General features: G+C 64.3%; 5 protein-coding genes and 1 tRNA gene. 4 read left to right on the forward strand and 2 right to left on the reverse strand.

Annotation, left to right across the window (positions count from 1 at the left end; translation table 11 throughout):
* Positions 1-33 precede the first annotated feature (33 nt).
* The 4 genes from QU44_RS13095 (at position 34) to QU44_RS13110 (ending at position 16,019) form a co-directional block, all read left to right on the forward strand.
* The gene (locus QU44_RS13095; protein ID WP_033922742.1) at positions 34-12,483 is read left to right on the forward strand and encodes a filamentous haemagglutinin family protein; all 12,450 of its coding nucleotides are present in this window, start codon (positions 34-36) and stop codon (positions 12,481-12,483) included.
* Positions 12,484-12,551: 68 nt separating this feature from the next.
* On the forward strand, positions 12,552-13,346 hold the full coding sequence (locus tag QU44_RS13100; protein WP_197054321.1) for a SapC family protein: 795 nt from the start codon (positions 12,552-12,554) through the stop codon (positions 13,344-13,346).
* Positions 13,347-13,391: 45 nt separating this feature from the next.
* Positions 13,392-14,000 carry an OmpH family outer membrane protein gene (locus tag QU44_RS13105; protein ID WP_033922744.1) on the forward strand — a complete coding sequence of 203 codons (609 nt, stop codon included), beginning with the start codon at positions 13,392-13,394 and terminating at the stop codon, positions 13,998-14,000.
* A gap of 201 nt (positions 14,001-14,201) precedes the next feature.
* Positions 14,202-16,019, forward strand: a complete 1,818-nt coding sequence (locus tag QU44_RS13110; RefSeq protein ID WP_197054322.1) for a serine hydrolase domain-containing protein — start codon at positions 14,202-14,204, stop codon at positions 16,017-16,019.
* A 367-nt stretch (positions 16,020-16,386) separates the two neighbouring features.
* On the opposite strand, the gene QU44_RS13115 is transcribed toward QU44_RS13110, so the two are convergent.
* Together QU44_RS13115 and QU44_RS13120 are read right to left on the reverse strand one after the other, a co-directional pair.
* A tRNA-Glu gene (locus QU44_RS13115) sits at positions 16,387-16,461 on the reverse strand.
* 61 nt (positions 16,462-16,522) lie between these two features.
* Positions 16,523-18,190 carry a formate--tetrahydrofolate ligase gene (locus tag QU44_RS13120; protein ID WP_033922746.1) on the reverse strand — a complete coding sequence of 556 codons (1,668 nt, stop codon included), beginning with the start codon at positions 18,188-18,190 and terminating at the stop codon, positions 16,523-16,525.
* Between the last annotated feature and the right edge of the window lie 6 nt (positions 18,191-18,196).

An 18,196-nucleotide genomic window follows, 5' to 3' on the forward strand; every position in this document is an offset into this window, starting at 1 on the left:
TCTCGCTTCCCGCCAGTACCAAGGACGCCCGCCATGATCGCCCGCTTCGCCCCCCTCAATGCCCAGTCCGGCCGCCTGTTGGCCGGAGGCAGCCTCGCGGCCCTCGCTTTGGCGGTCAGTTTCGCGCCGACCGCTGCGCGCGCGCAGCAGCAGCCGTTCGGCACGATGGTCGGGATGCAGGCGGGGCGGACGATCGGGCCGAACGGGCAGGTGTCGGTGTGGCAGGGGGCCAATCGCCCCACCATTGGCGTCGACGCCGATGGCAGACCGCTGATGACGATCGAACAGCTCCAGCAAAAGGCGCTGCTCGACTGGGAAGATTTCCGCCTCCAGACCAACGAAGTGCTTGAGTTCAAGCAGCAGGCGGCAAACTGGATCGCGGTCAACCGCGTGCATGGCACGCAAGCGGCCGAGGTCAATGGCGAGATTCGCGCGATCGGGCGGGTCTATATCTTCAACGACAATGGCGTGCTGATCGGCGAGGACGCCAAGATCAATACGCGCGCGCTGGTGACGGGGCGGGGCTTTTCCGACGTCAATGTAAACGGCAACACGACGACGCTGGTGCAGTCGGCCGAGCGTGCCTTGCTCGACTGGAGCGACATGAGTGTCGCGGCAGGCGAAGTGCTGAAGTTCCAGCAGGAAAAGTCGAGCTGGATCGCGCTCAACCGCTCCTACAATACCGGCGTCACGCGGATTGATGGCAAGGTCGAAGCGAACGGCCACCTCTATCTGGTGGCACCGCGCGGCATTTCGGTCGACGGCACGATCAATGCGCAACAGCTGGTGCTGTCGTCGCTATTCATGCGCGATGACCAGTTTTTCGGGGATGGCAGCAACGGCGGCCTGACATCTTGGGCGCGGGATTTTAACGGGCGCTTCGATCCGACCTTCTCGAACAGCTGGTACTACCCCAGCGGGCAGCAGGGCTATAATCCGCTCGGCTTTACGGACTGGATTTCGCAACCGAATTATTTTGAGCTGATGAACGATGGCCCGGAGGTCGTCGATCCCAATGACCCGCTGAAATACAATGTCACGATCGGCCGCACCGGCACGATCAACACGGGTAGCTTCGGCAAGGTGATGCTGTTCGGACCTAACGTCACCAACAAGGGCACGATCAACGTCAGGGACGAAGGGCAGGTTATCCTCGCTGCGGGCGAGAACATCTATCTGCGTCCCGGCAACGGCGGAATGCTTGAAACCTATGTGGGTGCCTTCAACCCATTCGCGCAGATGCGGCCCAACGTGGCCTATGGTGGGCAACCGCCGCAATTAGTGGAATCGGAGGAATGGCGCGCATTTTACAGTATATTGTTCGGTCGCGAGATTACGCTGGGCGAGTATCTCAGCTATGAAGACTATCAAACGCTGACCCAGAATGGCCATACGGGCGAAGCCGGCTATATCCCGTATGGACGGATCGTCGCCTATCTCAACCAGCGGCAATATGAGCGCGCCCATGCCGTGGGTTATACCGCGCGCAATGAGGGGATCATCTCGGCCAAGCGCGGCGGCAGCGTCGATTTCCGTGGCCTCAACCTCGAACAGATGGGCGCAGTCGACATCACCTCGACGGCCCTGTTCCGCGGCAATATCAGCTTCCACGCGACCGTCTATGACTGGCGCGAATATGCCAATAGCGACACGCCGGGCTGGGAACATGCGGTTAAAGGACATGGCTCGGTCGTGTTCGGCCGGAACAGCCTGACGCAGATCACGCCGGACCTCGACTCCACCGATGCAATCCCGGTCTCGCTCGGGGCGCAGAGCGTCGGCACGCTCAAGATCAACGCCCGCACCGTTCATATGCAGCAGGATTCGATCATCCACATGCCGTCGGGCACGATGAATGTCCTGCTCGATTCGGGCGCGCATATCTTCGACAACAACCGCGGCCAGGGCGCCAATCAGGGCAATGAGGACGGCACCCGCTTTCTGATGGACGCGGGCGCGCTGATCGACCTGTCCGGTTGGGAAACCACGCTCGATATGGGCTATCATCAGGTGACCGGCAGGCTGTTTGCCGCGCAGCTGTCGGATTCGCCGGTGCAGCGCGACGGGCCGCTGTATCGCAGGGAAATTTCGGTCGATCGGCGCTTTGGCACCAACCTCGCCAACTGGCAGGGCTTCGACAATTTGTCGCAGGGGACGCTGGCGCAGTTCCTGGTCAATGGCGGCTCGCTCACCATGGACATCGGCAATGATTTCATCATGAAATCAGGGTCGGTCATCGACGTATCGGGCGGCGTGACGACCTATCGGGAAGGCTATGTCTACACCACGCTGCTGCGGCGGCTGGACGGCAGCATCATCGATATTCGCGAAGCCGACCCGGACGAGCTCTATATGGGGCTGGCCGATGAATGGGTCGATTACGACACCAAATGGGGCAGGTCCCAATCCTATTACATCCCCCTGATGTCGTCGGTGCGCGGGCAGTTCGAAACCAGCTATCAGCACGGCGGCAAGGGCGGATCGATTACGATTCTGGCCCCCGACACCGTGCTCCAGGGAACGTTGAGGGGCGAGACGGTTGCTGGCCGCTATCAGCGCGCGAACGTCCCCGTTGGCGGTTCCTTTGCGCTGAATGATGGCGGTGAGAGCGAAAACGAATATGTCAGCAACACCGTATTGATCACCGCGCTGGAAAACGCGCTCGACGCTCAATTCGGAATGGGGGATCGGCTCAGCGACAGATATGATGATCTGTTCGGCGAGGAATTTGACCCCGAAACCGACTCGATCAATGTCGAGCGCCGCACCAGCGACAACGCCACACTTGCCTCCGCCGATTTCTTCAACCGATCGACCATGGGCAGCTATACGATCGTTCAGAGCAGCCGCGTCAGCGATCAAGTCGTCAACAATTACTCCGTACCGCTCGACGGACCCGCGCTCCTCGTCGAAGCAGGAGCGACACTCAACCTTCAGAACGGTGCCTCGCTGACGCTTGAGGCCGCACAACGGCTGGAGTTCCTCGGCAGCGTGCGGACCGAGGGTGGCGATGTCCAGCTGACCGGGATGGGCGTCCGGCTTGGCGAAACGACGCGCATCGACACGCGGGGATCGTGGTACAGCGATTTCGAGGTCGATGAACCGATCGCGCTGAGCAGCGTGCCGCGCATCCATGGCGGCAATATCACGCTCACCGCCACGGGCAGCATTACCGATGCAGCGGACATCGGCCTTGTCCTGCCGTCAAGCGCGGTGCTGGACGCCAGCGGCGGCGCGTGGGTCACGCGCGAGGGCAAGCTGATCGGCGGCACCGGCGGCGATCTGACGCTGCGGGCGTATAGCTACAACGATGCTGACGCGCTCGACCTGGGGGCGCTTTCGAATGCCCGTGCCTATGGGCTCGCAGGCAATGGCCGGTTCACGCTCGAGGTGTCCAAACCGCTGGTGATCGGCGACTCGCTTCCCGTGCCGGATGGGCAAGCCGATGCAGATGCGCTGACGCCGTTGCTGATCCGCCCGGACTTCTTCCGCCACAGCGGATTTTCCGCGATCTCGCTGGTCGCTCCCACCATCACCGTCCAGCAGGGCGCACAGATCGAAGCGAGCGCGTCGATCCTCCAGCTCAAGGACCAGACGCTGTATAACGGCCGCCCGCCGGCCTTCTGGTCGGCTTCGGGCACCGATATCTATGACGTGGCCCAGGTCGAATATCTGACCGTTGAGCAGCGGCCTGAAGCTCTGCGCCGTGGCATGGACATCTCGTTCGGCGCGGTGGGCGGCACGATCGACATGGGTGAGGGCAGTTTGCTCTCGACCGAATTGGGCGGCAAGATCAGCCTGCTCGGCAACAGCGTCGTCGCCGGCACGATCCTGACACCTGCGGGCGTGATCACGCTGGGCGGGGGCGGTTCGGGAGGCGCAACGGAGACCTTCGTCTCGCTCGCCGCGACTGCCCGCTTGCTCGCACCCGGCGCTGCGCTGGTTACCTGGCGTGGCATTGATGCGATGGGCCGACCGATCGTCGATGGCGAGATCTTCGACGGCGGGTCGATCAGCCTTGGCGCCAAGCGCATCACGATCGCGGGCGGTGCGGTTCTCGATGTTTCGGGCACCAGCGCCACGTTCGACTATCTGTTCGACGATGGGCAGGGCGGCCTGGTGCGGCGTCCGACCCTGGTGGCATCGAATGGCGGCGCAATCTCGATCAGCGGCCAGATCATGAAGATCGATGGCGCGATCTATCGCGCGCATGCCGGTGGCATCGATGCGCGGGGCGGGCGGTTTCAGCTGAGCTTCGACGGCCCGCTCGCCACCGGCGGCGGCGGCGGTGGGGCGGCCGTGTCCGATGTGCTCAATTTGCTTGAGGCATATACCGGCTACGGCATCATCATCGACAAGTCGGGCAACCCGATTTCGAACATCTATGAAGCCGATCTCGGCGAGATCGATTGGGCCTATCTGATCGGCTACCCGATCGACTTCCCGCCCGGTTACACGCTGGGCAGCCGTGACGCGGCGCTCGCCACTTTTTCTGCCTATGGCACCGCGGCGAGCGGCGTGCCGCCGATGCTGATCATCGGCGATGCGTCCGGAATCGCGATCGAGGCGCCGGAACTGCCCTTCATCGCGCCGGGCTTGCTCGAAGTCTTCGGCCGGTTCGGCTATGTCGCCCCGACGCCGGTGGAGGGCGATCCGATCGTCACCACCCTGTCGCCGACCGCGCTTGGCACTGCCGGCTTTTCCAGCATCGGCATCACGGCCAACCCCGGCGTCATCTTTTCCGGCGACGTCACGCTGGGCGGTCGCAATGCCGATGGCAGCTTCGTGTTCGACCGGATCGACATCACTGCGGGGCGCATCATTGGCGTGACCGGTTCCGACGTCGCGCTCGAAGCGGGCATCATCACCTTGAACGGCGGGCCGTTGAACGGCCAGCCGACCGATGGTGGCTACCTGTCGGCACTCGCCAGCTATGGGGTCGCCGCGATCGGGGCCGATACCCGGTTCAGCGCGCAGGCGGGCACGCTGCTTCAGGTCGGTGCCGCCGGATTTCATGGTTTTTCGGACACGACGCTGATTTCGGGCGGCGATATCCGGCTCGCCGGAACGGCAGCGTTTCCGCGCCAGGCGCCGCTCGGCGTGCTGCACAGCAACGGCCTGCTAACGCTGAAGGCGGATCAGGTCTATGCCGGCACCGGGCGCATCTTCTCGGTCACCTCCGACACCGGCATCGTCATTCAGGCGCAGGATGATGGCGGCCCGATCAACGGCTCACCCTATGAGGTCGCCGCCCAGCTGACGTTCAAGGCTCCGACCATCCTGCAGGGCGGAACGCTGCGCTCGCCGCTGGGCACGCTGAATCTGGAGGTATATGACAATGGCACCGAAGGTTCGGGCACGCTGCGCTTTCTCAGTGGTAGCCTGACCTCGGTATCGGCGGAGGGCCGGGTGGTGCCTTACGGCTACACGTCGAACGGCGACACCTGGATCGATCCATTTACCCGTACCGAACTCACGACGCTGCCGGTCAAGACGATCAACGTCACCGGCGATGTCGTCGATATCCAGCAGAACGCGGTGCTGGACGTGAGTGGCGGCGGCGATCTCTATGCCCGCGAGTTCGTTCCGGGGGTTGGCGGCAGCTATGACTGGCTGACCGGCTATCGCGACGAAAATCTCGACTGGGTGAGTGCAGCTGACAAGGTCTATGCGGTCATCCCCGATTTCGACGGGAATGTCGCACCGCTGGGGTTCGGCAATTCGGCGATCGGCGTCGGCGACCGCGTTTACCTGTCGGGCGGCAGCGGCCTGCCGGCCGGCTATTATGTCCTGTTGCCGGCCGAATATGCGATGCTGAAGGGTGCCTATCGCGTGACGGCGTCGCACCGCTATGGCGATCAGTTCGACGGGGTCCGGCTTGGACGCGTCGCGCCGCAGACCGACGGATCGAGCATCCAGGCCGGATACCGCATCGACGGCGCATCAGGCGCGCGTGATCCGCTTAACATCGGCTTCCATGTGATGAGCGGCGAAACGCTGCGGATGCGTTCGGCCTATCTGGAAACGACCGCCAACCTCTTCTTCACCTCCGATGCATTCCTGCGCAAGTCGCTGCGGATCAACCGGCCGATTTCGGACGTGCCGCGGATCCCCACCGATGGCGGATCGGTGGTATTCCGTGTGGCCGACGACCTCAACCTGGACGGGACGCTGCGGTCCCAGGCTGCCACGGGCGGACGCGGCGGGTTTGCCGACATTGCATCGACCAGGGTGGTGGTTACGGGCAGCGATACCGATCTGGCCGCCTATGACGGTTATCTGAAGCTCGACAGCGAACAGCTCAGCGCGTTCGGCGCGGAAAGCCTGCTGATCGGCGGCGTGCGGCGTCAGGGTGCGACGAACCTCGAACTGACGGTCGCCGGTACCGACATCATCGTCGACAATGCCGGATCGGTCCTGTTCGGCCCCGAGCTGTTGTTCGCCTCCAACGGGACGATCGATGTCAAGGCCGGCGCGCGGATCGAGACGCGCGGTACGATCTCCGGTACATCGAGCGATATCCGGATCGCTCCCGGCACCGCCGCATTCACGCACGACAACGATACCAACTGGACCGGCGACGACGACTATCTCGTCCACGGCGCGCTCGACCAGGGCGCGGTGCTGCGCGTGTCGAGCGGTGCGATGGTGGATGTGCTGCGCGACTCTGGCGCGGTCCAGGCGATGAACGCGCTGCGCGCCGACCCGGCCGCACTGGCGCAGGTCAATGCGCTGCGCGCGTCGAAGGGGCTGGCAGCGATTGACGCTTCGGGCGGTCTGCTGACCATTGCCGACGGCGCGTCGATCACCAGCACGCGCTCGGTCGTGCTGGATGCGACCGACAACACGATCCTGGGCGCGCGCGCAACGCTGCAGACCAAGCAGCTGAGCGCGGCCGCATCGCGGGTCAGCCTGGGCGCGGTGCCACTGAACACCGGCGGGCTGGTCTTTGCAGGCAACACGCTGGGTCTGTTCGCCAATGCCGAGGAACTGACGCTCAAAAGCTATGGCAGCATCGACATCTATGGCGCGCTAGATATCTCGGCGACCGGCGATCTGCGGCTCGACAGCAACCTGTTGCGGGTCATCGATGCCGGGACCGATACGGTCAGCATCGCCGCCAAGACCCTGACGCTCGCCAACAGCAGCGGCGGACAGGGCGCGGCGACGATCGGCGACGCCAATCTCGTCCTGCAGGCGGATACGCTGTACATCGAAGGCGCCACCAAATGGATCAGCGGCGTCGCCGATGTCCGCATGGATGTGGCGCAGCGGATCATCGGGCGCGACGACACCCGGCTGGTCCTGCCGGGAACGCTGGACATCCACACGGGCGGATTGACGGCTGAAAGCAGCGCGCGGCTCAATCTCGATGTCGCAGGGGCGGTAACGGTCAGCCACAACGGCGCAGCCAACCTGCCGGTATTCCAGTCGTTTGGCGGTACGCTGAACCTGAGCGGCGATTCGATCGTCTATGCCGGACAGACCCGGATGACCGGCGGCACCATCAGCCTTCAGGCGCGCAGCGGTAATCTGGTCCTGGCCGAAGGCTCCGTGCTCGATGTGACCTCCAATGTCAGCCGCTTTTACGATGCGACCGTGGGCGTCGGCGCCGGCACCGTGAACCTGACCGCCGATGACGGTGACGTGATTGCCCAGCAGGGGTCGGTCATCGATGTCTCCGGGTCGAGCGTGGGCGGCGACGCCGGCACATTGGCGATTTCGGTCGGGCAGGGCGAAGCGCAGTTGCGGGGCACCATCAGAGGTAGCGCGAACGACGGCTTCGCCAGCGGTTCATTCAGGCTGTTGACCGACCAGTTGGCGGACTTCGCCGCCTTCAACGCGCTGCTCGATGTCGGCGGCTTCCGCCAGAGCCGGCGCTTCGAGATCAACCGTGGCGACGTGAGCGTCACTGGTACGATCGACGTCCGCAATTTCGCGCTGGTCGTCAACCAAGGGTCGATCGCCGTCGGCGGCACGATCCAGACCTCCGGAGCCAATGGCGGCACGGTCCAGCTGGCGGCGTCGCAGAATGTCACGCTGTTGAACACCGGCAGGCTGATTGCGCGCGCCGGAGCGGCTGACGGCTCAGGCGGCACCGTGCTGCTGGAGACGGCAGGTGCCAATGGTGGCGCGATCACCACCCAGGCGGGCGCGCTGATCGACGTCTCCGGTTCTGGCGAGGGCGGACGGCTGGTCCGGTTCCGTGCACCGCAGATCGGCAACGATATCGCGATCACCTCGCTCGGCGGCACCATCACCGGGGCCCGCAGCGTGCTCGCCGAAGGATATCGCAGCTATGACGGCGTGGCGGTGATCGATCAGGCGATGATCGACCGGGTCGAGGGCGACGCGAGCGCGTTCATGGCGGCCAATGCGGCGGCGATCCGCAACCGGCTGGGCAATGGCGTGACGCTGGCGGCGGGGATCGAACTGCGCAACGACGGCGACATGCAGTTGCAGGACGACTGGGACCTGTCCGGTCTGCGCTTCGACGGCGCGGCGGGGGTGCTGACCCTGCGCGCCTCTGGCGACATCCGGATCGATGCCAATCTGAGCGACGGCTTTGCTGACGGGCGACTGCTTGACGGGGACAGCTGGACGTTCAACCTGGCAGCCGGTGCCAACATCCTCAGCCCGAATTCGCTGGCGGTGCTTCCGACCGGCCTGCTCGGCGCGGAAACCGGCTCGGTCATCGTCGGCGGCACGACCGATACGATCGAATATTATTATGATCCGGCCTATGGCAACGAACACCGCCTGTATCTGCTCGATGCCAACGGACAATTTGTCCGCAACCCGGAAACCGGGGTTCACAACGGCTTTGTCGAACTGACCCGCGACCCGGCTACCGGCAAATATATCGATCCGCGCACCGGAGCCCTGATCGAAATGGACGCGCAGACCGGCGACTATGCCGATGCCGACGCCTATGCGCGTCGTCCGCTGCCATGGATGGCGCTGTTCCAGAGTGGATTTGGGCAGCTCAAGGCGGATGGCTCGCTCGGCTTCATCGATAGCAACGGGCTGGGCGAAATCAGCACCGACCTGCGCGATTATATCCAGTGGAACAATTCCACCGGCTATCTGATCCGGACGGGAACCGGCGCGATGAACATCGCAACCGGGCGCGATCTGGTGCTGCAGGAACGGGCATCGGTGATCTACACCGCCGGTCGCGCTGCGGCGGAGCTTACCGGGTTCAGCACGCCAGCTGGCGCACAATATGGGGTCGATGGCGGCGATCTCGTGCTGTCGGTCGCCGGCGATGTGCGTGCGAGCAGCCTGTCGCCGCAATTGCCGCACGGCTATCTCGGGCGCTCCGGCAGCCTCGACACGATCAGCGGCCTGTTCGCGGCACGCACCGACGGCGGGTTCGACCAAACAAGCTGGTGGGTCGATTATGATCGGTTCCAGGGCGGCATTGGCGCGCTGGGCGGTGGCAATATCGCGATCGAGGCGGGGGGCGACATCGACAATCTGTCGGTCGCGATCCCGAACAGCGGACGCGTCACCGGCAACACCGTGAAGTTGGCCGACGGCAGCAACACCGCGATGGAGCTGACGTTGACTGGCGGCGGCAATCTGACGCTGCGGGCCGGCGGCAATCTCTATGGCGGCGCCTATCATGTGGCATCCGGGGCCGGCGATATGGGGGTCGGCGGATCGATCCTGTCCGGGTCGACCGTGTTCTCGACGCCGCAGTTCAACTGCACGGACGCCTGCTACATCCATCAGGACTTCCGCGAAATCGCCGATCGCTTCGATCTGTACACGATGTTCTTTACGTCGTCGGGCCAGTTGAATGTGCGCGCAGGCGGCGACCTCAATGTCGAAAGCGTGATGGACCCGCTGATCGGCGAATCCAATTATCAGGACTGGCGGTTTGTCAGCTACACGGGCGACGCGAGCGCCAATTTCTTCTCGGCGGGCGGCGATGTGACGCTGTGGACCAACGGTCTGAACATCAGCCTGGCGTATGAATCGTCGGGAGCGTCCACGGCGATGAACCGGTCGGGCACGACCGTCAATTTCTACGGATCGAACGAGCGCCCGATGCAGGGTCGCGATTCGATCGGCTGGGACCTCTACCCGTCGAAACTGTCGGTGGTGGCGGCGACCGGCGACGTGAACCTGCTCGGCGGGCTGACTATGCTGCCCGATGCCGGTGCGGAGCTCGACCTGCTCGCCGGGGGCAGCGTACGGATCGGTTACAGCACCGAGGCGATCGACCCGCTGCTGCCGAGATTCGGCACCCGGCGCTGGGATCAGAACTATCGCGGCGCCTATCAGGGAGTGCAGCTCAGCCAGGCCGACATGGCGCTGATCCGCACCCCGACCAACCAGCCGGTGGTAGCGGGCGGTACGGTCCTGCGCACGTCGTTCGAGTTCGCTGGTGCTGGCACTGCCTATCCCGGCGTTACCTATTTCAACGTCAACAACCTGCCCGACCTGTATATCGGCAACACCGATCCGGTGCGGATCTATGCGGCCGGTGGCGATGTGGTGACGTCTCCCGAAGCCGTGCTCAACATTCCCAAGCAATTGTGGGTGCAGGCCGAGGGCAACATCTATTTCCCCAGCTATTCCATCCAGCACAACAACATGAACGACGTCAGCATCGTCCGTGCGGGTGCGGGCATCTATTTCGATCGCAACTATACGTCGGGAAATCCGAACGGCGGCTTTATCACAGTGGGTCATGTGACGGTCAGCGGGCCGGGCCGGCTTGAGGTCGAGGCCGGCACCGATATCTGGATCCCCAGCAACAGCGAGGGCATCACCAGCAAACGGATCGCGATCTATACCTATCCCGGATCGCCCAATCAGCCTCCGTCCGGGCTTCAGGACTGGAAGCCCGACGAAAAGGCCGCGGATATCGCGATCGCGGCGGGCTATAATCAGGCACCATCCTATGCTGCGTTCGAAGCAGCCTATCTCGACCCGACCAAGGCCGGCGCGATGGCGGATTATCTGATCGATGAAGAAAGCGGGTTGTCGCTGTACCTGTTCGACCGCGACTATGCGCGCGCGCAGGGTGCCACCGGCGAATTCGCCACGCCCGAGCCGCGCGAAGGCCTGGTCAACTATGTCCGCCGCCTGCAAGGCCTGCCGACGCTGACGAGCAAGGCGGCGCAGCTTGCCTATCTCGATAGCGCATGGGCATTCTGGCAGGGACTGAGCAGCGACTATAAGACGCCTTATTATCGCAGCATCCTGTTCCTCGAGTTGCGGACGACCGGCCGCGAAGCCAACGATCCGCAGAATGAACGCTACGACACGACCTTCCGTGGCTATGATGCGATTGCGACGCTGTTCCCGGGCGCGCAGCGGGCCGCTGGCGAAGCGCTGAGCGCAGGTGAATCGCGCTGGCAGGGCAATTTCGAAACCTATGCCAGCCGTGTCGTCTCGTCGGGCGGGGGCAAGATCGAGTTCGTCATCCCCGGCGGCGCGATGACGCTGGCCAATGTCGCGGCACGCCCCGAGGAGACGGGTCAGCCGGCCAATGCCGACGATCGCGGGAACGCGTTGCGCGCCGGTGTGCTGACCACCGACGGCGGTGAGATCAACATGCTGACCCATGGCAGTGTGGCGGTGAACCAGTCGCGCATCCTGACCAGCAAGGGCGGCAACGTCATGATCTGGTCGTCCTGGGGCGACATCGCTGCCGGGCTTGGCGCGAAGACCTCGATCAGCCCGCAATTCTATAATTATCAGCTCGACAATTGGGGGCGGATGGTACGCGAGCCGGCCGGGTTGCCGACCGGTGCGGGCATCGGCACGCTCGCCACGCAACCCGGCACCCCGCCGGCCGACGTGGATCTGATCGCGCCGGCGGGGATCGTCGACGCGGGCGATGCGGGTATCCGGGTGTCGGGCAATTTCAACGTCTATGCGATTGAGATCCTGGGGACCGACAATATCGACGTGGCCGGTGTTTCCAACGGGTTGCCGGCACCCCCGGCCGCACCCCCGACCGCGCTCGACGTGGACGAGGTGGCTGCGAAGTCCGACGCGGTCTCGACGGCGCTCGAATCGGCGGTCGCCGCCGTGCGTGAGAATGCGGCGATCGTCGCGCCTTCGCTGATCGAGGTCAGGGTCACCGGCTTCGGCGCGGCTTGCGATGAGGATGACAGCTGCGAACGGCAGACCGGACAGCGCACCAGCGATGCTGGAACCAGCACCCGGGCGGCAGTTTCAGCCACGATCCCGGTGGCGCTGCAATTCGATGCCGGCGGCAGGCCCGAGCAGTTCATGTTCCAGCTCCAGGCGCAGCCGCTCGACGATGCGATCCGCGCCGTCGGCAGCGCGTCGGGCTATAACATCCTCTACGACGCATCGATCCTCGAGGCGAAGATGACCCAGCCGTTGCGCGGCGAAATGACGCCCGAACGCGCACTGGCGCAATTGCTGGCCGGGCAGGGGCTGATTGCGGTCCGGGTTGGCCCGCGCACCATCATGCTGCGTCGCAAATCGATCTGAAGCCGGGGCGGCGAACGGTGCCGCCCCCCGATCGCATGGGCAGATCGCCCCGGATTTGGAGTTTTAGCGTGACCAACACCCCTCCCGCACCAGCGGGTCAGTCGACGTCTAGCCTGCCGTTGCTCTATCGGAACCCCGTGCCTGTGTCGGCCGAGCGCCACAGTGGCTGGCGCGTGGCGCAGGGCGACTATGCCTTCGCCGCGCAAGCGTCCTATGTACCTCTGTTGATTGCGGAATTCGGTCCTGGGTCGCGCCAGTATCCGATCCTGTTCGCTGAAGGCGAGGTTGTGACCCCGACCGCTCTGCTAGGTCTGGATGCCAGCAACCTGTTCGTCGCGAACGGGCACTGGTCCGATGGCGTCCATATCCCCGCCTATCTGCGGCGTTACCCATTTGGGTCCGCCGAGATCGGCGAGGCAGGCCGCTTCGCGCTGCTCATCGACGCGGATTCGCACCGGATCGTCCGTGAAGGGACCGACGGGGCGCCGCTGTTCGAAGACGGCGAGCCGAGCCTGGTCACGAAGCAGGCCTTTGCCTTTTGCGAAGCGTTTCGCGCCGACGCCGCCGCGACCCGGGACTTCTGCATCGCGCTGGCCGAAGCCGAATTGCTGATCGACCGCCAGGCCGACGTCACCCTGCCGGACGGGTCCAAGCGGGCGGTCAAGGGGTTCAAGGTCGTCGACCTCCGGGCGTTTCTTGCGCTTGATGATCAGCGGATCATCGACTGGCATCGCCGCGGCTGGCTCGCCGCCGTCCACTTCCACCTCGCATCGCTCGACCAGTTCGCGGCGCTGCTCGATCGGTATCCCGGCGCGGAGGCCCTCACCGGCCCGGCGTCCGATCCGGTCGGCGGCACCGCCTGATCGCGCATCGTCCGACTCTGCACTGCACTTCGGAAAGGTATTGTCATGCGTCGCTCTGGTTCCATCATCGCACTATTGTCGGTCATCGCGTCGCCCGTTGCGGCGCAGACCGCCCCGCCTGCCGGCAATCAGGGGCTGGGCGGCCCGGTGATCCCCGGAATATGCCTGCTCTCGCGCGAGGCGATCTATGCCAATGCCGCGATCGGCAAGGCAGCGACCGCGCGCCTGCAGCAACTCGCCACCGAGGCGCAGGCGGAAATCGAAGCCGAGCGCAAACCGTTGGAAACCGAGCTGAAGGCATTTCGCGCGGAGGCCGCCAAATTGTCCGCCGAGCAGCGCGCCGCGCGCGACCAGGCACTCGCGGCCCGGCTCCAGCCGATCCAGGCGAAGGCGCAGTTGCGCAGCCAGGAAATCGAAGCGACGCGCGTCAAGGCGATGCAGCGCATCGCCGATGCCGCCCAGCCGGTGATCGCGGCGGTCTATCAGCAGAAGAAATGCGGCCTGCTGTTCGATCGCAATTCCGCGCTGGGCGGTAACTTCGCCAACGACCTCACGGCTGACGTGGTTCGGACGCTGGATGCGAAAATATCCACGATCAGCTTTGACCGCGAAAAGCTATCGGCAGCGGCAAACCCTCGGAGTCCGGCACGCTGAACGCTTCTGATCGACTTGATTCGGCAGATCATCGGACGCACGCGTCGCTACGAATATGCGGAGCGGCAAGGTGCCGATCATCGCCCGGCTGGTAGGCTGTCCGCCCAACCGAGAAACCGGATCCAGCGTGTGGTAGACTCGGAATCTGGTAATGCGCCGATGGCGAACGCGCGGTGTGAGCCCCACTGTGTGGAGATCTTTATGAAGAAGCGTAGCGTTCAGACCCTGTGCGCAATCATCGCATTGGCGATGGGACATGGGCCTGTGGCCGCGCAGTCGGAAAGCCCCAGTTCGACTGTCACTCCTGTCGACTGGGCGGGCATATGGGTGGCCGAGAAACGCTTCGGTCCCGATCTTGCCGGTCCGGTCACACTGTCCCGCACCGGCAATGACTGGGTGGCGGTGATTCAGGGCGACAGCGTTCCGGTCGAGCGGCGCGAAGCTGGCAACCGAGCGGTTGAATGGTCCTTCGATTTTTTCGGCCAGGGGCGGTTTGTTGGCCGTCAGGCAAATCCCGGGTCGCCGATTCGCGGCCATTGGTTTCAACCACCCGGCGTGGTCCAGAACGCGCGCTATGCGACGCCGCTGCGCCTCGACGCCTTTGATCGCGGCGCGGGGTATCGGGGTATGATCGCGCCCTATGTCCAAGAGGCGTCCCTCAACATTCCGCTGATCGCCGCGCCCGGCAATTCCGCCCCGGGCGCAGCGCGATACCGCACCTTTCTGCGCGATCCCGAGCGCAATCTCGGCATGTGGTTCCGGATTGAAACGGTCGAGGTGGAGGGTTCGGAACTGCACTTTCGCAACGCGAACGGTGAAGTGCTGGCGACTGGTCGAAGCATCGAGCCGGGAAAGCGATTCTCGATGGTCTTCCCGCGCTTCGGCGAAACGCTCGACTTCACCCGACGTGGCCGGGATACGGCCCCAGCCTTCTATCCCCGGCGCTCCACCGCGCCCGTGACGTCGCTCAACCGTCCCGCAGACACGGCGGATGGCTGGCAGACCGCCGCGCCAGGAAGCACGGGCCTCGACACCAGCTTGCTGACCGAGCTGGTCTCGTCAATCGCCGCGACCGAGCCGAGTGCCTTGCGAGAGCCGTATATTCACGGCCTGCTGATCGCGCATCGCGGCAAACTGGTGATCGAGGAGTATTTCCACGGCTTCGATCGCGACCGGCCGCACGATTCCCGCTCGGCCGGAAAGACGATCGGATCGGCGCTGCTCGGCATCGCGCTCCACAAGGGTATTATCAAAAGCCTCGACACGCCGGTCTATCTGCTGTTCGGTGAGGTCGAGCACTTCGCCAATCCCGATCCGCGCAAGAAGCAGCTGACGCTGCGCCATCTCGTAACCATGTCGCCGGGGCTGGATTGCAGGGACGGCAATGCCGACAGCCCGGGCGACGAAGACAATATGCAGTCGCAGGACGCCCAGCCCGACTGGTATCGCTATGCGCTCGATCTGCCGATGGTGAGCGCGCCGGGCGAGACCAGCTTTTATTGCACTGCAGGCATCAACCTTATCGGCGGTGCCCTTCAGCGGACAACGGGGATGGCCCTGCCCCGTTTCTTTCAGGAAAGTTTTGCCGACCCGCTGGAGATATCCTCTTACCAGATGATCCTGTCGCCAACCGATGACGCCTATATGGGGGGCGGAATTCGCCTGCGCCCGCGCGACTTCGTCAAGTTGGGGCAGGTCTATCTGAACGGCGGCACCTGGAAGGGCACGCGGCTGGTTTCACGGGACTGGGTGCGTCAGTCGGCGGCGGCGCATTCAACGATGAACCAGCCGGGCGACTATGGCTATGGCTGGTGGCGGCAAACATTTAAAGTGCGCGGCAAATCGATCGACACGTTCTTTGCCAGCGGCAATGGCGGGCAGATGCTCTTTGTGGTGCCGCAACTCGAGATGACCGTCATGATGCAGGCAGGTAACTATAGCGACGGGCGAACCCGGAACGCCTTCAGGGACCGTTTCATGGGCGATTTCATCATTCCGGCCGCCATGAAGAACGAATAGCCGTCCTGGCGAAACGGCTGGACTCATTCTGAACTCTCGAAGCAGTCGGGAAGCATTTTGGGCGCGCGGCGCGCGAGGGTCCGTGAAATACCCGTGCTTACGACATCTCGGAGCCCGAGGCCTGCTTTTTGCAAGCTGCTCTGTCCGGAACACGCTACCGATAGCAAGAACGCGCCAGTCGGGCCCAGGGCCACAGGCTGACGGGAGTCCTTCAAACCCGGGCCCATTCCGACGAAAATCATCAACGATCTCCGAGGGCATGCCAGTTGGTGCCACTGAAGCTACGAAAAAGTGTGGGACGAAAAGTGGGCGCACCATGCGTAAAATCGTCCAAAATGGCGCATTTCCGCCATTTTCTGCTTGACGCTGGTGACCCCTACGAGAATCGAACTCGTGCTTACGCCGTGAGAGGGCGTCGTCCTAACCGCTAGACGAAGGGGCCGTTTGCGAGACGCGCACGTAGGCGGGAGGTCTGGCTGCGTCAAGGCGTTTTGGCGGGGGCTTCAGCTAAGACCCTCGATCCGGCCATCGGCTCCGAGGCGGATATGTTCGGCGGCGGGGATGCGCGGCAGGCCCGGCATCGTCATCAATTCGCCGCAGATCGCCACGACGAAGCCGGCGCCGGCGGCCAGCCTTACCTCGCGGACGGGGACGACATGTCCGGTCGGCGCGCCGAGCTGGGTCGGGTCGGTGGAGAAGCTGTACTGGGTCTTGGCCATGCAGATGGGGAGGGCACCGTGCCCTTCGGCCTCCCAGTGGGCTAACTGGGCATGGATCGCGGGCGATGCGGTGGCGCGATCGGCGCGATAGATGTGGCGGGCGACGGCGTCGATCTTGTCGAACAGTCCCGCATCATCGGCATAGAGCGGGGCAAAGCGGGCCGTGTCGCCGTCCGCCAGCGCGGCTACGGCATGAGCAAGCGCTTCGGCTCCCGCGCCGCCCTCGGCCCAGTGGCGGCACAGAATGGCGGTGGTGCCGTGCGCGGCGGCGCAGCGTTCGATCTCGGCGATTTCGACGGCGGTGTCGGTGGCGAAATGGTTGATTGCGACGACCGCCGACACGCCGAAGCGGCGGACATTTTCGATATGCCGGGCAAGGTTTACTGAGCCGCGTTCGACCGCGGCGACATCCTCCTGCGCCAGATCAGCCTTTGCGACGCCGCCATTCATTTTGAGGGCGCGCACCGTCGCGACGATCACGACGGCGGCGGGGGCAAGGCCCGCCTGACGGCATTTGATGTTGAAGAATTTTTCCGCGCCGAGGTCCGCGCCAAAGCCCGCTTCGGTCACGACATAATCGGCAAGCTGCAAGGCCGCGCGGGTGGCGATCACCGAATTGCAGCGATGTGCGATGTTGGCGAAGGGGCCACCGTGGATCAGCGCGGGGGTGCCCTCAAGCGTCTGGACGAGATTGGGCTTGATCGCCTGTGCCAGCAGCACCGCCATCGCGCCGCTTGCCTTGATGTCGGCGGCGGTGATCGGCCGACGATCGGCGGTATAGGCGACAACGATCCGCGCCAGCCGCGCTTCGAGGTCGTGCAGGTCGCTTGCCAGGCACAGGATCGCCATGACTTCGGAGGCGACGGTAATGTCGAATCCGCTTTCGCGCGGATAGCCATTGGCAATGCCACCGACGCTCTGGACGATCTCGCGCAGCGCACGGTCGTTCATGTCGAGCACCCGCCGCCACACCACCCGGCGGACGTCGATCCTCAGCTTATTGCTCCAATGGATATGATTGTCGATCATCGCCGCGAGCAGATTATGCGCCGAGGTGATCGCGTGGAAATCGCCAGTGAAGTGGAGGTTGATGTCCTCCATCGGCACCACTTGGGCATAGCCGCCGCCGGTCGCGCCGCCTTTGGTGCCGAAGCATGGTCCGAGCGAGGGTTCGCGCAGCGCGAGCATCGTCTTGCGCCCGGTGCGGTTGAGCGCGTCGGCGAGGCCGATCGAGGTGGTGGTTTTGCCCTCACCGGCGGGGGTGGGGTTGATCGCGGTGACCAGGATTAGCTTGCCCGATGGGGCCGGGTGCGCGGCGAGCCAGTCGAGATCGAGCTTGGCCTTGTGCCGGCCATAAGGCTCGATCGCTTGCGGCGGCAGGCCGGCGCGATCGGCAATCGCCTGGATCGGCTGAAGCGGGGCCGCGCGCGAGATTTCGATGTCGGAGAGCATGGTGCC

Source organism: Sphingomonas sp. 37zxx, assembly GCF_000786205.1.
In the GTDB taxonomy this organism is placed as follows: Bacteria; Pseudomonadota; Alphaproteobacteria; order Sphingomonadales; family Sphingomonadaceae; genus Sphingomonas.

Coding starts and splice junctions, on each gene's coding strand:
- QU44_RS13095 (WP_033922742.1), top strand. CDS start 34: ATGATCGCCCGCTTCGCCCCCCTCAATGCCCAGTCCGGCCGCCTGTTG.
- QU44_RS13105 (WP_033922744.1), top strand. CDS start 13,392: ATGCGTCGCTCTGGTTCCATCATCGCACTATTGTCGGTCATCGCGTCG.
- QU44_RS13110 (WP_197054322.1), top strand. CDS start 14,202: ATGAAGAAGCGTAGCGTTCAGACCCTGTGCGCAATCATCGCATTGGCG.
- QU44_RS13120 (WP_033922746.1), bottom strand. CDS start 18,190: ATGCTCTCCGACATCGAAATCTCGCGCGCGGCCCCGCTTCAGCCGATC.